At 51.0% G+C, this 15056-nt stretch carries 12 protein-coding genes and 1 pseudogene; 1 reads left to right on the top strand and 12 read right to left on the bottom strand.

The annotated features are described in order from the left end of the window. Nucleotides 1–76 precede the first annotated feature (76 nt). The 6 genes and pseudogenes from DWY84_RS01060 to yqeC all read right to left on the bottom strand — a co-directional run bounded on the left by DWY84_RS01060 (nucleotide 77) and on the right by yqeC (nucleotide 4725). Entirely contained in the window at nucleotides 77–961 is an 885-nt protein-coding gene (locus tag DWY84_RS01060; protein WP_118530056.1) for a sulfide/dihydroorotate dehydrogenase-like FAD/NAD-binding protein, read from the bottom strand. Between the two features lie 138 nt (nucleotides 962–1099). After that, nucleotides 1100–1588, bottom strand: a complete 489-nt coding sequence (locus DWY84_RS01055; RefSeq protein ID WP_118530054.1) for a dihydrofolate reductase — start codon at nucleotides 1586–1588, stop codon at nucleotides 1100–1102. Then, nucleotides 1589–2218: a hypothetical protein gene (locus tag DWY84_RS01050; RefSeq protein ID WP_118530052.1), complete on the bottom strand. Its 630-nt coding sequence runs from the start codon at nucleotides 2216–2218 to the stop codon at nucleotides 1589–1591. A 73-nt stretch (nucleotides 2219–2291) separates the two neighbouring features. Continuing rightward, on the bottom strand, nucleotides 2292–2876 hold the full coding sequence (locus DWY84_RS18020; RefSeq protein ID WP_347560739.1) for a nucleotidyltransferase family protein: 585 nt from the start codon (nucleotides 2874–2876) through the stop codon (nucleotides 2292–2294). 27 nt (nucleotides 2877–2903) lie between these two features. Beyond that, nucleotides 2904–3674: pseudogene (gene yqeB / locus DWY84_RS18015) on the bottom strand (selenium-dependent molybdenum cofactor biosynthesis protein YqeB); the annotation flags it as partial. 160 nt (nucleotides 3675–3834) lie between these two features. Next, nucleotides 3835–4725, bottom strand: a complete 891-nt coding sequence (gene yqeC, locus DWY84_RS01040) for a selenium cofactor biosynthesis protein YqeC (RefSeq protein WP_118530050.1) — start codon at nucleotides 4723–4725, stop codon at nucleotides 3835–3837. Between the two features lie 264 nt (nucleotides 4726–4989). Between yqeC and DWY84_RS18010 the strand changes: the two genes are divergently transcribed. Continuing rightward, the gene (locus tag DWY84_RS18010) at nucleotides 4990–5475 is read left to right on the top strand and encodes a hypothetical protein (protein ID WP_347560735.1); all 486 of its coding nucleotides are present in this window, start codon (nucleotides 4990–4992) and stop codon (nucleotides 5473–5475) included. A 72-nt stretch (nucleotides 5476–5547) separates the two neighbouring features. On the opposite strand, the gene DWY84_RS01030 is transcribed toward DWY84_RS18010, so the two are convergent. From DWY84_RS01030 to addB, 6 genes are all read right to left on the bottom strand, one after another. Further along, the gene (locus DWY84_RS01030; protein WP_207665113.1) at nucleotides 5548–6927 is read right to left on the bottom strand and encodes an MATE family efflux transporter; all 1380 of its coding nucleotides are present in this window, start codon (nucleotides 6925–6927) and stop codon (nucleotides 5548–5550) included. Nucleotides 6928–6960: 33 nt separating this feature from the next. Further along, nucleotides 6961–7212: a DUF4321 domain-containing protein gene (locus DWY84_RS01025; RefSeq protein ID WP_118530046.1), complete on the bottom strand. Its 252-nt coding sequence runs from the start codon at nucleotides 7210–7212 to the stop codon at nucleotides 6961–6963. A gap of 23 nt (nucleotides 7213–7235) precedes the next feature. Further along, nucleotides 7236–7427 carry a DUF6472 family protein gene (locus DWY84_RS01020; RefSeq protein ID WP_118530044.1) on the bottom strand — a complete coding sequence of 64 codons (192 nt, stop codon included), beginning with the start codon at nucleotides 7425–7427 and terminating at the stop codon, nucleotides 7236–7238. A 6-nt stretch (nucleotides 7428–7433) separates the two neighbouring features. Next, nucleotides 7434–7700, bottom strand: coding sequence for a hypothetical protein (locus DWY84_RS01015; protein ID WP_118530042.1), 267 nt, complete (start codon nucleotides 7698–7700; stop codon nucleotides 7434–7436). A 112-nt stretch (nucleotides 7701–7812) separates the two neighbouring features. After that, nucleotides 7813–11529 carry a helicase-exonuclease AddAB subunit AddA gene (gene addA, locus DWY84_RS01010; protein WP_118530040.1) on the bottom strand — a complete coding sequence of 1239 codons (3717 nt, stop codon included), beginning with the start codon at nucleotides 11527–11529 and terminating at the stop codon, nucleotides 7813–7815. Further along, complete coding sequence (addB, locus tag DWY84_RS01005) at nucleotides 11511–14999, bottom strand: helicase-exonuclease AddAB subunit AddB (RefSeq protein ID WP_118530038.1); 3489 nt, start codon at nucleotides 14997–14999, stop codon at nucleotides 11511–11513. Before addB ends, addA begins: the two co-directional genes overlap by 19 nt. Between the last annotated feature and the right edge of the window lie 57 nt (nucleotides 15000–15056).

Genomic DNA, 15056 nt, shown 5'->3' with positions numbered 1-15056 from the left:
TTAATTATCCTCCGATCACAGACAGCTTCCCGCTGTCTTGCCTAATGAATCCAAATGAGTGAACCTGCAGCCCGGATTAACCGTTGCACTGGCCGCAGCCGCCGTGATGGGTATCACCCTCGACAGCCTTTAACATGGCTCTGCCCTCTTCGGTCTTGTACATCTGCTGACGCTTCATAGCCTCGTCAAAGTTTACGAGATGGCCGTCAAACTCCGGTCCGTCTACGCATGCGAACTTCACTTCATCACCAACGGTTAAGCGGCATGCTCCGCACATACCGGTTCCGTCTACCATGATCGGGTTCATGCTGACGATGGTCGGGATATTCAGCTCTTTGGTCAGTTTGCATACAAATTTCATCATGATCATCGGTCCGATGGCTACGCATACATCGTACTGTTTGCCCTGGTTCTCTACCAGGTCTTTGATCACTTCGGTTACCATGCCCTTGCGCACATAGGAACCGTCATCAGTGGTAATGTAAAGATTTCCAGCCTGCTCCTTCATCATGTCTTCCAGGATCAAAAGGTCTTTGTTCTTTGCACCTACAATAACATCCACATCAATGCCGTGCTGTTTCATCCACTTTACCTGCGGGTAAACCGGTGCAGTACCAACACCGCCTGCTACGAATAAGTACTTGCGGCCCTTTACCTCTTCGAAATCTTCCTTGACGAACTCGGACGGCTGACCAAGCGGTCCTACGAAGTCCTGAAATGCGTCACCTGCCTGTAACTCAGACATCTTTAAGGTAGATGCGCCTACAATCTGGAACACGATGGTTACGGTGCCCTTCTCACGATCAAAATCACAGATAGTAAGCGGGATACGCTCTCCCTTCTCGTCCATCTTTACAATGACAAATTCACCTGGCTGGCAGGATCTTGCCACTCTCGGAGCTTCTACATCCATCAGGAAAATCTTCTCCGCAAGCTTTTCCGCTTTTAAAATCTTATACATTTCCTTCCTCCTGTTTTGCAATCTGCAAATTATGCATGCCATCAAAAAACTTTTTTAGATATGCTGAAAGTATTTTAGCACTTCTTTGTTTAAATGACAATACATTATTGTTAATAACATAACATATATTATACAGCTTTATTTCTTTTTGTACAGCCGATATTCGTAACAAAGATCAAAATATGTCTGTTCATCGCTCTCCTGGACCATTTCCCAGGCCACATCCTGGTCCAGATTCGGGAAATGGGTATCTGCCGCGTAGGCAAAATCAATCCAGGTGATCTGTGCCTCGTCACAGTAAGGCAGGAACTGCCGGTACACGCTTTCCCCTCCGATGATGTAAACATCGTCCGTATGATAAGCCTTCAGCAGCTCCATCACCTCTTCCACACTGCCGCATACAGTGGCTCCCTTAACTTTATAATCTGGGTCGGCGGAAAGCACAATGTTGGTCCGGCCATAAAGCGGCTGCGCGCCCGGCATGCCTTCCAGGGTTTTTCGTCCCATGACAATAACTTTTCCCATAGTCTCGTTCCGGAACATTTTCTGATCCTGAGGAATGGACACCAGAAGCTGCCCTTTGTTTCCGATGGCCCAGTTTTTATCTACTGCCGCAATCAGTTTCATTTAATTTTCCTCTTCCTCTGCCAGGATCAGTTCCTTTGCGTAAGGCAGACCCTTAATCCAGTCACAGAAGGTGTGCCACTCATCCAGCTTGTGGTTCTTTCTTGCGAAATAAATATTGATCAGAGTTTCATAATTTAAGGTGCAGGTGCGCATCTGGTTGTAGCTGGAAGGCAGAAGCTGGATCATATCGTACCAGTATGCCTTATCTTTGGTTTCCACATATTTTAAACGGATTTTCTCCAGCTGGTCTACGATGGTCTGCATATAGGCTTCACTCTCCGGCGTCAGATGATCATGACTGAAATCATCCAGTTCAAAGGGTTTGCTGTGAATTTTGTGCATGGTGCTGGTGGAGTTGGCTACCGTTGCCACTTTGTAAGTGTCATACTCCTTCCACCAGTACATCGGCGCGGTGATATCTGCAGACACAAATACCTGGCGGATATATTTGCGGTGGTCGCTTCCGGCCCGGCGCAGGCGTTTTGCCAGTCCAAGATCATTCGGACCAAGTACATAGTTTCCATCCTCATCGTAAAAGCTGTCCATCCGGTCCCAGCTGTTCATGGGGTTTCTGGCCCCGCGCATAGCATTTTCCAAATTCATGACACTGGTACGTTCTAATTTAATCATGTTCTATTCCTTCCTTATGGGTACATGTCAAAACAGTCGCTGTGACCTGCCCACTTCTCAGATTGGCCGCAGGTCAATCGTTCTGATTATAGCAAAGCTGGAATTTCTCGTCAACATCAGCCAGTTCCTGAGGATTTTTCGCCAAAAAGCGTGTCACTTCCTCCGGATGCGCCAGAAGAACCTTCTTTCCGCCCACGTCTCCGCTCAAAGCAAGCAGTTCATTCCGGTACTCCGGTGCAAAAACAACCGGATTTCCGTCCACACCGTCGCAGGTCACGCAGGCCATGCCTTTGTTGTTTTTCCGGAATGCCGTCACAAGCCCCTGGATGGTTTCGCGGGTCAGCCATGGCTGGTCACTGACGGAAAAGCAGACCGCGTAATGCTCCGGGATCTGGTCCAGAGCAAGATGGACGGAATGGGAAATGCCCAGAGCACTGTCGTTGTTTTTCACCGTCTCAAATCCGGCCTTTCCCAGATCTTTCAGAATCTCATCATACTGGCTCACTACGATTTTTTTCGCGAAGCAGGCCTCCGGCATGGCATTTACCTCATCTGCCACATGGCGGTACATGAGGCGGCCATCCACCTCTGTGAGGAGCTTGTTTTCTCCAAAACGGCGACTGTCCCCCGCTGCCAGAAGCACGATGGCCACCGGCATATGGGCATGAGGCAGAACGCGGTGGTTCAGGATTGCCTCCAGCACGCCTCCACCGATGGAGGATGCCTTATCGGACACGGTAAAGCAATGAGCCACATCGCAGCGCGGATCCACATCACCGGATTTCATACCGGCAGTCACCTCCACGCCATCCTGCAAAAGACCGCGCACAACACCGTCAATCTGTGCCAGAACCGGAACACCGTTCACATGGCCCACTACATCGCCTTTTTTTACCTCAGCGCCGATCTTCACGTCTCCTTTGAAAATACCGTCCACCGGAGCCTTGATCAGACGTTCCAGTCCGTATCCGCCAATCAGGCCCGGAATCCCGGTATTTGGGATAGCACTGCCCTTCCAGATACAACGTCCCAGATAATGACCGCGCTTGGTCTCTACGACGCAGTGGCAGTCTTCCCCAGCCGTAAAGCCTGGTCCAACGCCTACAACAAACGGTGCATCGGTAATCTTCGTTCCAAGATTACGTTTTGCCAGAATGGCATCCACCACCACATCCGGCTGAAATTCGTGAATACATTCTGCTTTTTCATCCACCATGATGGCAATATTGCCTTTCTGGATCTCTGTCTCCGCCACTTTTACAGAATCGCACAGAACCCCAGTCACATCTTCCACCTGCATGCGGCCCTGGTAAACCGCCGGGGAAAATGCTACTGTGCGGCGCACGGTGGTGGGCACTGCGATGTCCGTCATCAGGATCCGGAATCCCGCCCGGTGCAGGCGCAGCGCAATGCCGCTGGCCAGGTCTCCTGAGCCTTTGATCAGTACACGGCCCATGCCATCTGCTGCTTCCGTCTGCTTTATTTCAACATTTGTTTCGATATGATTCATGGTAATCCCTCTCCTTTTTCTGTCTGTATTTTTCGTTTCTGCCCTCTCAATATTCCAATTTCTGTTCTTTGTCACTGCCCAGGCATTCTTCCTGTGTCAAACTCCGTCAGCGCGTTCTTGTCGTCCGCACACATCCCGTCTGCAAATTAAGCGGCAGCATACCAGCAATTTTTTCTGCCAGTCTCTTTTCTTTTTCCGTATCTGCCTGATTTAACAGCACCCGGTAATACCGGCCATTCACACCTTTCCGGCTTCCCCGCTCATCCATCAGGATTAGTGCCATATCTTCCGCGCCAATCGCATCATCCACATTCCGGTGCAGCCAGCTTCCATGGGAAGAAAACCGGAAACAGGTATCTCTAAACTGATTTCCGGCCGCTGTCAGTCCCGCGCAGGCAATAATCAGCCCGGTCTGCGGGACCAGTACCGGTTCCGTTTCCGACGGGACCTTTAGCGGCAGACGTTTGGAACCATCCGCCTCAATGAGAATCACATCAAACTGTTTGAGCAGTTTCTGCATCACACTTTGCTCACCCAGATCCTCCGGCATGGTAAGCTTCCACGTACTGTTCGGCCCCTCTGCCTGTTTTCCGGCTGCCAGAATCCGGCCGCCATTCTTTCGGATCTCACCTGAATTTCCATCTGCATAGTCCCCGGCTTCTGCCACATTCCTGTCCGGCGAGGTATTATTCCCACTGCGCATCCATACATCTAAATCTGCCAGCTTTGGCATCACTGCCAGATCATACTGTTTCGGCTTCGCAATGTGTGTACTGGTCGTGATCAGTACCCGTGCGCCCTTTTTCGCAAGTTCTTCTGCCAGATCGTACATGGTACTGGTCTTTCCGCCTGCTCCTACAATGGAAATAATCCGCGGCAGAGCGGTCCAGTCCGCAAACCCAAGCGACTCCAGAAGGCCTTCTGTATGTTCAAAGGATTGTGTTTCCCGTTTCCAGCGCTCCGCTTTCACCGGACCCGTAATTTGTTTCTGCTCCATCCTTGTTCTTTCCCCCTCATCGTGCTATACTGTTTTCCGCAACCGGAAAACCATTTTTATATCTGCATCGTGTTTGTCACAATCATCATGAAATTATTATACCATTTTCGTTCTCTTACGGATAGGACATATGACCGGATCCTCTTTTTCTGCGGTTTCTTCCTGCTCCTGACGGAGAGCTATAAACAATGCTTTTTATATTTTATCATTGACCAGAAACATTACGACTGGTGGTATTTTCCCTTTCAGCTATGCAGCCTTCCCATGTATCTGTGCCTTCTGCTTCCGTTCTTAAAACGCGGACACAGTAAAACCGCCATCTACACCTTTTTGCAGGATTTCAATCTGCTTGGCGGGGTGGCCGCCCTCATCGTATCTGAGGGTTTTCGCGGTATCCACTGGAGCCTGACCCTGCATGGTTATCTCTGGCATCTGCTCCTGGTGCTCATTGGACTGTTTGTCTTTGCCGGAGGGCGTTCCGACTTAAGCCGGATGGGATATCTCAGGACACTCCCCGTATTCTTCTGCAGCTGCATGATTGCTTTTCTCATCAATATTCTGGCTCCGGGGCACGGGCAGGCCGATATGTTCTACATATCTCCCTACTACCCCAGCACTCAGCCGGTCTTTCATGAGATTGCGCTGGTCATTGGCATTCTTCCGGCCAATTTACTGTACCTGTTCACCATCTGCCTGGGTGCCGCCCTGCTGCATTTGCTGTTTTCTGTACTGAAAAAACATGATACCTGAACGACAAATAAGCTATAATGCAAAGAGACTGTCACAAAAGCCCCTTCTTTTGTGACAGTCTCTTTTTGCAATTTAATCCCGCGGCTTTCTGCGCGCCGCAATCCGTTTCCGGATCACGATATAGCAAATGATGTGCGCTGTAAATGTAATGATCCAGCTCACCGGGTAAGAAATATAAAGCGTTGTCAGTGTCCGGTGCATCGCGAATACAGAAAAAATCCATACCACCCGGAACAGGCAGGCGCCCGTCAGGGATACCAGCATGGGAACAACCGAATATCCCAGGCCGCGCAGACCACCTACCATGGTATCCATGATACCGCACAGGAAATAGCTTCCGTTGATAATGCGCATACGCATCATACCATAGGAAATGACCTCCGGGTCAGAGGAATAAATCTGCAGTAATTTCGGACCGATCAGCACCGCACCGCCGCCCATCACAGCACCCACCATGACCACCAGACCAAGACAGTACAAAAGAATTTTTGTCACACGGTTCATCTTTCCCGCGCCATAATTCTGGCTGGTAAAGCTGAGGGCAGTCTGGTAAACCGCGTTCATGGCATTGTATACAAAACCCTCCACATTGGCTGAAGCTGTGCTTCCTGCCATGGCAATGGAACCAAAAGAATTGATAGAAGACTGGATCAGCACGTTGGACACAGAAAAGATGGCACCCTGAAATCCCGCCGGCAGTCCGATCTTCATGATCAGCTTCACCTTGGACTCTGTCAAATGCATCTTCTCCCTGTAAAGCCGGTACGCAGAATTGGAACAAGCCAGGCAACGCACGATCAGCACCGCGGAAATGCACTCTGACACCACAGTTGCCGTTGCAACACCTGCTACACCCATGGAAAAACCGATGACAAAAACAAGGTTTAACACCACATTGACCGCACCTGCAAAGAGCAGGAAATACAGCGGTCTTCTGGTATCACCAACGGCCCGCAGAATCGCGGCACCAAAGTTGTACGTCAAAGTTGCCGGCATGCCGACAAAATAAATCTTCAGGTACAGTGCCGCCAACGGCAGCACATCATCCGGCGTTCCCATCAGGCTCAACATCGGACCGGAAAAGAACACACCCACAAAGATCAGAAGAATGCCCCCGGCCAGCGCGATCATCATGGCCGTATGGACTGTTTCTTCCAGATCCTTCCACTTCTGCGCTCCGGAATACTGGGCAACCAGGACATTCGCGCCAATGGAAAGTCCCACAAACACATTGATCATCAGATTGATGAGCGCTGTGGTAGAACCCACTGCCGCAAGGGATTCCCTGCCGGCAAAATGCCCCACCACAATGATATCTGCCGCGTTAAACAACAGCTGCAGAATACCGGAAAGAATCAGCGGAACCGCAAAAGCTACAATTTTTGGAAAAAGCGGTCCGTTGCACATATCTATTTCATAGGTTTTCCCCGTTTTTTTTGCTGTCTGCTCCATGATTCTTCTCCTATTCCCCTCCATATAAGCCGGTTACAGATAACGATAAATCAAAAGCGCAATTGCCACGCCAATAATACTGGCCATGGTAATGCGAATGGTCAGTCCAAAGGTGATGACCAGTACCCCGAGATTCAGTACGAGCGGAGTGTCTAAGCCGAAGGACTGTCCGAAATTCAGCCAGGACAGCAGGCTGATGCTTTTGGTCGCCTCCCCCAGAAAACCGCCAAACACAATTCCTGCCAGAAGCAGTAAAAGCAGAATCCAGAAATTTTTGTTTTTCATCGTTTGTTGCCCTCCATGACATCTTACATCTGTTTGCGTACGATCATGTATTCATCGCCCAGCCGGTAATAGGGACAGTCATAGAAACGGTCCTCCATAAAACGCGCCATCTCATCCTCATCAAGATTGACTTCGCAGACATAGCACTCATAATCCTCATCATACTCATAGTACATACAGCTTTCACAGCTTCCCTGCTGCTTTTTCTTTTTCATGAATCTTTATTCCTTTCGCGCAAAGGTCTTCTCCAAACGCTTTGTTACATTGCGATTACACCATAATGACAGGACGCTTCCCACACTCCATCCAAACGGCCAGGACAGCCAGACTCCGATCACACCCAGGAAAGAGGCAAACACGAAGGAAAGGACTACACGCAGAATCAGGTCGGAAAAGGTTGCCAGCATTATATAAGAACAGAAATACATGGGAATCGTAAAGCGCCACAGAAGGATTTGCGGATTTCCCTCGGTCAGGTCTTTCATCATAATAGATTATCCTCACATTCCTTAAAATCTGAGGCGACGCTTCCTGTCAGGTGTGCCGCGCCTTTAGAATGCTACCACTTTTTTAAGAATTATGCAATGCAGATTTTTCTTTTCAGCACGGAATGGCCCGCTGCATCGTCAGGGAATAGATCCATTTTTCCCGGACTTTTTTTCCGGTCAGCTGATTCAGCGCCCGTTCGTAATAATCCAGCTGGCGTTTGTAATGGTCCAGGAGAACCTGGCTGCTCCAGGTCCGGTCTGTCTTATAGTCTACCAGAATCAGTTCGCCGTCTTCCTCAAAATACGCGTCAATGATACCCTGGATCACGACCAGTTCATCACTGTCCACCGGACCAACCGCCCTCGCCGGAATCCCCATGACAAACTGCTGTTCCTTGTGAAGCCTTCCTTCTGCCTGAGCTGCTGCCATCCGGTACCCGGTTTCTGAGCAAAGGAAGTTCCAGATTACAGTACTGTCCACCATCTTAAGACTTTCCGCTGTGTACTGCTTTTCCTCCACAAACCGCTCCAGCCAGGCTTCCACATCGGACCGGCTCCGAATCTGGTCAAATGGAAGGAGTTCCAGCGCGCGGTGATATGCTGTGCCGCGGTCGGCTCCGGCACCGGAATCTGCAGGCATACCTGACATTTCCTGCGCAGATTCTGTCGCATGCCCGCCACACATCTCACAGATGCTTTCTGCTGCGTCTATTCCTAAAGCATCCGGACTTGCGTCCACCGTTTCTTCCGGCCACAAAAGCACTGACTCAAACGGCATTTCCGCCTCCCCATCATCGGTAAGCTGTCCCATTTTTTTCAGTTCTGATACCGACATCTTGCTATGCAGTGTAACGTCTGCCGCATAAGGGTACACAAAATCCAGATGTTCTTTCAGACGTTTTCCAAAGCTGCTGTCGTATTCCTGATCCAGATCCAGTTCCGTCAGAGTATCCTTCGCACTCTTCTTCTGAAGCTGACGTCCCAGTTCTTCCCCGATAAATTCCATAACCGGAATTTCTTTTACCTGAATTCGCAGGCCATTTCCGGTCTGTCCGGTACACATAAGAACCCAGTCCAGATAGGAAGCTGCTCCGGAAAGAATGGTGTAGGGAATCTGCCCGCCCGCAAGCGGGATCTGACTGTACTTTTCCAGGGTTTTCCCAAGATTACGATCCGTTCCGGTCATGATCAGCTTTTCTTTTGCACGGGTCATGGCAACATAAAGCACACGCAGCTCCTCACCAAGACTGTCCAGCTCCATCTTTCGGCGCAGTACGTTTTTCTTGATGGTAGAAGCCTTTACCCGGTGTTCTGCATCCAGATAATCTGTGGCAATGCCCAGTTCCGGGTCAATCAGCACCTTTCCGTACACATCCTGTTTGTTGAATTTCTTTCCCATTCCGGCCAGAAAAACAATGGGGAATTCCAGGCCCTTACTTTTATGGATACTCATGATCCGCACAGTGTTATCTTCCTCTCCCACTGTGGAAGCCTCGCCAAAATCGGAGTTGTACTTTTTCAGGTTCTCAATGTAACGAATGAAGTGAAACAGCCCCTTATAACTCGTCTTTTCATATTCTGCTGCCTTCTCAACCAGCATATCCAGATTGGCCCGCCTGGTCTCCCCTGCCGGCATGGCCGAGACATAATCGTAGTAACCGGTTTCCTCGTAAAGCCGATAGATCAGTTCATGAATGGGAAGATAGGAAGCCAGCAGCCGGAACCGGTCCAGCTTCTCAAAAAAGTGGTTCAGATGTTCCCAGCGCACAGCAGCCGCATAAATTCCCCGGTCCTGCCCTTTGTCAGCGCAGTTCCGGTAATCTGCCATCATTTCAGCCAGCTCCCGGTCACTCATGCCCACCACCGGAGATTTTAACACCGCCGCCAGCGGAATATCCTGCATGGGATTGTCGATCACCGCCAGCAGGCTTAAGACCGTTTCCACCTCCAGTGTATTGAAGTATCCCATGCGGGACTCCGCGTAGGCCGGAATCCCTTCATTTAACAGAATCTGCAGCAGCGTCTCCGTCCATCCGGTAGTGCTGCGCAGCAGGATGACCATATCGCGGTACTGGGCCGTGCGGTAACCGCCGCTCTCTCCCAGTTTTTTATCCCAGACAAGAAAGCCGTATTCCGGGTCGGTCATCTCCCGGATCTTCGCCGCAATCAGTTTTGCCTCCAGTTCTTTTGCCGTGTAATCCGCAGCATCCTCATCCAGTCCGGACAGCGCCTCATCTCCGGTATTTACCATAAGAAGCTCCGGCAGTCCGCCCACCCGATCCGGCTCCTTTGCTTCCGCAAAGACTGCGCCGGGATGCAGGGCCGCATCCTCCGTGTAGCGGATGTTCCCAAGATTTTCCGTCATAATCCGGTAAAAGATATCGTTAATGCCAGTCAGAACCGTATCTCTGCTTCGGAAGTTCTGATGAAGCTCGATTTTCAGATTCGGTCCGTCTTCCCCAGGTTCAGACGGGTAGGCATGATATTTCTCCAGAAACAGCTCCGGTCTGGCCAGGCGGAACCGATAAATGCTCTGTTTTACATCACCCACCATAAACACATTGTGCTGGCCAAAGCGCTCTCGGGATACCGCTTTTAACAGTTCCTCCTGCACCAGATTGCTGTCCTGGTACTCGTCCACCAGCACCTCCCGGTACTGCATGCTCAGCTCATCCGCCGCATCTGTATAGGCACGTGCTCCATCCTCTTCCACACGGATCAGCACCTTTAAGGCCTCATGCTCCAGATCATTAAAGTCCACAAGATTCTTGTCACGCTTTTTCGCCTGAAACCGCTCTGCAAAGCCCTCTGCCAGATCCAGCAGCACCCCCGCTGCCTCCCGGGTCCCCTCCAGATCAGCAAACATGTGCTCCAGCGTGTCAAAGGCGTACAGTTCCTTCATTTTTTTGATAGCTGTCTTGACCCGGTCACGACAGCCGGTCACATAGGCCTTCTTTTCCGGGTCCACCTCTTTGCTGCGCACCGTGGCCAGACGGCCAAATCCGGCACCAGCAAGAATCTTATAAAAGGCCGGAAAATCTTCCGCCTCCGAAAGCCGTTTTAACAGAAATACATCCTCCGAAAAAGCCGGCTCATAGGCACAGAGGAACTCGTCGTTCCGGCAGGTATCACAGGCATCCTCCATCTGAACACGCAGTTCTGCGGCCTGGCGTTTCAAATCCTGCAAAAGAAACTCCATCCACGGGCCAGACTGTTCATCAGCCAGTTCCCTGCGGCAGTCTGCAAGCCACTGGTTCGGATATGGATTACTCTGGGAAAAGTGATAGACCTGCATGATGTAATCTTCGATTCCCGCATCAGTCTTTCCCTGGGCAAAGGTTTCCACAAACTTTTCAAAGCGGCTGTCTCCGGACGCATAGGAATCCTCTAAAAGCTCCGCCATAACATCCGCCCGCATGAGAAGCAGCTCGCCCTCATCTCCGATCCGGAATGCCGGATCCAGGTCCAGCTGGTTAAAATGTTCCCGGATCACATTCAGACAGAAGCTGTCGATGGTGGTGATCTGGGCATGGTGAACCAGCGTTGCCTGCATCTGAAGATGCTCGTTTTGCGGATCTCCCTTTAATTTCTGTTCAATTGCGGAGGCAATCCGTTCCCGCATTTCTGCCGCGGCCGCATTGGTGAAGGTCATCACCAGAAGTTCATCGATTCCGGGCGGATTTTCTCCCTCCGTCACCATACGGATGATGCGCTCTACCAGAACTGCTGTTTTTCCGCTTCCTGCCGCCGCGCTGACAAGCAGGTTCTTTCCGCGGCTCTCAATGACCTGGCTCTGCTCCCTGGTCCAGTTTACTGCTGCTCTTTGCATATTTCCTCCCAGATTTCCTCTGTTTTCCGGTTCTTCCACCTGCTGAATTCATATCCGGATGTTTTCCGGTCAAACCCGCACACCGCATGGTACGGACAGTAATCGCAGGCGGTGCGCTGTCCGTTTTTGTATGGCTCCACACCAATCTCACCATCCAGAATTTCCTGTCCGGCTTCCTTTAATTTCCGGTGCACAAACTGGCTTAACCGCGCAAACCGCTCCCGGTTGGCCACGGAAGACCTTCCCGCCTGCACCTCTCCGTCCTTTAAGACGACCGGAATCACGTCAGATTCCTTCTCGATGGTCCGGTCCAGATGCCGTACCGCCTCCAGTTCGCTGTTCACAAGGCCATTCATGCGAAGCTTCTTTAAGATTTCCGCATCAATCTGGTCCGGATCCGGATCACCTTTTTTCTCTGCCAGCGGGTCTGCGATGTTGTAATACAGAATGCCTGCCGGAACGATTTCTTTTCCCGGATAATGGTTCTGTGCCATCTCTGACACCGCGTCCATGTAGACCACCAGCTGAAGCTGCAGGCCATAGTACAGAGCCAGCAGGTCAAAGGAGGTACTGCCGGATTTATAATCTATAATCTTGACATAGACCCTTCCCCCATCCTCACAGACATCCATGCGGTCAATCCGCCCCCGCAAATGGAGCGCTTCTTTTTCTGACAGCGCGATCTTCATGGCACTTAAGTTATCGGCCGCAGAGAAAGATATCTCAAAGCCTGCCGGGACAAAGTCTCCTTTTTTGATCTGCTGCTGCAGGGCCCATATCGTCCGTTTGGTAATCTGCCCAACACGCTGGGCCAGATAGCGGTTTCGTGCCGAACTTCCAAGGATCGTATTTCCATAACTTTCTGCCACCGCAGCCACGCATTCCTCCACCAGCGCATCCCGCGTCTCATCAGTCATGGTGTGCCAGTCATACTGCTTCTCCTTCGCCTGCCGGAAGCACAGATCGATGGACTCATGAAACAGCGTTCCTATGTCAGAGGAAGCCAGCTCGTAGCGTTTCCGCTCCAGAAGCTCCAGACCGTATTTGAGAAAATGCCCGTAGGCACAGGCGGCATACTGCTCCAGACGGGTCACACTGCCGCTTAAGATTTCTCCATATAATGCGTTTGCCACCGCATGGGAAATGCCCTGCTTCTCATAGACAAAAAAGGCAGCGTCCGTCAGATGACGCAGGGTCTCCTGATAGTCGTTCGAGGACGCAAACCAGCGGTACAGTTCCAGAAACTGCGCAACACCCGCATCCAGTCCAATCTGTGTTTTAGAAGCAGAAGTGTCCGAATTCCCACCTGAAATGTCTGCTTCCACAGATACGCCAAGCTGTCCGTCCCGGTATCTTCCCAGCTCCGCAGACAGTTTCCGCTTCGCTTCTACCACCGAGTAAATTTCCGAATCGTCCTGTGTCTCCTGATCCGCCAGAAGCGCGTTCGGGAACATGGCCCGCAGTTCTCCAATCAGGAAAGACGGGCGGCGGCTCTTTCCATCCGCGCCAGTACGGCACCAGGACAAAACCAGCTGCTTTGATGGTTTCGTCATCATCAGATACAGATAGAACCGCTGCTGGAAGCTTTCTTCCTTTGCGGTAGGCGCCAGCTCCATGTGATGCTCTCCTAAAAATTCCCGGTCACGGTCCGAAAGCAGGCTTCCCTTTTCTTTTCTGGCCGGAACAATTCCATCATTGACCCCGGCAAAAAAAAGCACCTTAATATGAGCCAGACGGGTTCGGGTAATATCTCCCACCACAACGCGGTCTGCCACCGCCGGGATCACACCCACCTTCAGCTCCGCAAAACCTGCATCCAGAATCTCCAGATACTCTTTCCGGCTCACGCACTCTTCGCCCAGAAGATCGGACAGCCGTTTTAACAGTTCTGTCACAAGACCGTATACCTGTCCATATTCCTTTGCCAGACGGTGCTCCCCGATCCTTGCAAAATACTCCTGATAGCTGCCAAGCTTCTCCTCGGTCCGGCAGTCTGTGAGCAGTGCCAGCACGGCATCTGTCATGCCTGCAATGGTCAGATGTTCCTGTCGGAAGGTCTCCTGCATGGCAAAAAGCGGTGCCAGAGCCCGCTCCTTAAAAGCATTCAGTTCTGTTATATTCAAATCCCCGGCTCCCCGGTAGGTCTGCTCCCAGGTCGCCCGAAAACGCTTTCCGCCGCGGATTCCCATGGCAAGAATATAGTTTTCCAGACGGTCCATCATGGTGCGGTCCTGGCTCACCAGACCGGTACGCAGAAAACGCATGACACTCTCGTAAGAAAAGTCCTGCCGAACCGCTTCCAGGGAAGCCCGGATCAGCTCCACAAGACAGTTGTCCAACACATTTTTCTTATCATCCAGGAAGTGAGGAATCTGATTCTGGGTAAACTGATGGGTGATTTCTTTTCCATAACCCGGAAGATCTCCCGTGATCACGGCAATCTCGCGGTAGCGAACCCTTCCTTCCTGCACCAGTCTCTGGATCTCACGGACAATGTGGCTGATCTCTCCAGAAGGATTCGATGCCTGAAAAAAGGAGATACTTTCTGTCTGTTCCCCATTGTACGTGTTTTTCGTTCCATAGCGGAACAGATTCTGTTCCAGCCAGGCAAGTTCCGGATGCTGTGCGAAACGGCGGTTTTTCTGATCGTTCAGCACAATGTCCGGCAGTTTTTTTATCTGGTTTTTCTCCGCGATTTCAGACAGGCGCACTGCCATCTGGCGACTCATATAAAAGAGATTCTGCATCCCCATTCTTCCGTACACACCCGCCGCCTCGTCTGCCGTCACAGTCACAAACACCTGTTTTGCGTAAACAAGAAACAATTCAGCCAGACGGTACTGAACCGGCGTAAAGCCCGTATAGCCATCCAGGGCAATGACGCTGTTCCGGATCAGCTTTGACTCCGGTATTAAGCGGCAGAGCACATCCAGTACCTGCTCAGTCGTAATATAGTGCCCCTCAATGTATTCCTGAAAGCTCTGCTCCACCAGTGCCAGATCGTTTAGTTTCTGCTGCAGCAGCGGAGATTTGGCGGAAGGTGCCATCTCCCGAAGATTCTCCGGCGTAATGCCGTACTGGTAAAATTCGGAAAGCATGGATTTTAACTGCCCCACAAACCCCGGCTTGTTCAACTGCCCGCCAAATAACACCATCTGCCGTTTCTGAGCCGCTGCCACCTTGCGCAGCACCATGGATTTTCCCATATCATCCAGTACGGAGAGATTCTCCACCGCCAGTTCTTCAAAAATACGGTAAGCCAAACGGGCAAAGCTTACAATGTCAATGTTCATGGTGCCGTGGTTTGGATGTCTTGTCACAATGTCTTTCTGGGTCTGCATGGTAAACTGCTCCGGCACGATCAGAAAGTACTGCTCCTGTGGGTGTTCCATGGAAAGGCGGATCACCTCATCGTGCAGATACGTGGTTTTTCCCGCACCGGAACCGCCCAAAATCAGCTGCAATGCCATATTGTAATTCCTTTCCTGTATCTCATGTTCTGCTCTGAATACGTTCCCTTAAGTATA

Origin of the sequence: Clostridium sp. AF27-2AA, assembly GCF_003478505.1 — a bacterium.
Taxonomy (GTDB): Bacteria; Bacillota; Clostridia; order Lachnospirales; family Lachnospiraceae; genus Brotaphodocola.
Note: the sequence above shows the minus strand (reverse complement) of the source record. Positions and strands in the feature narration are given on the sequence as shown.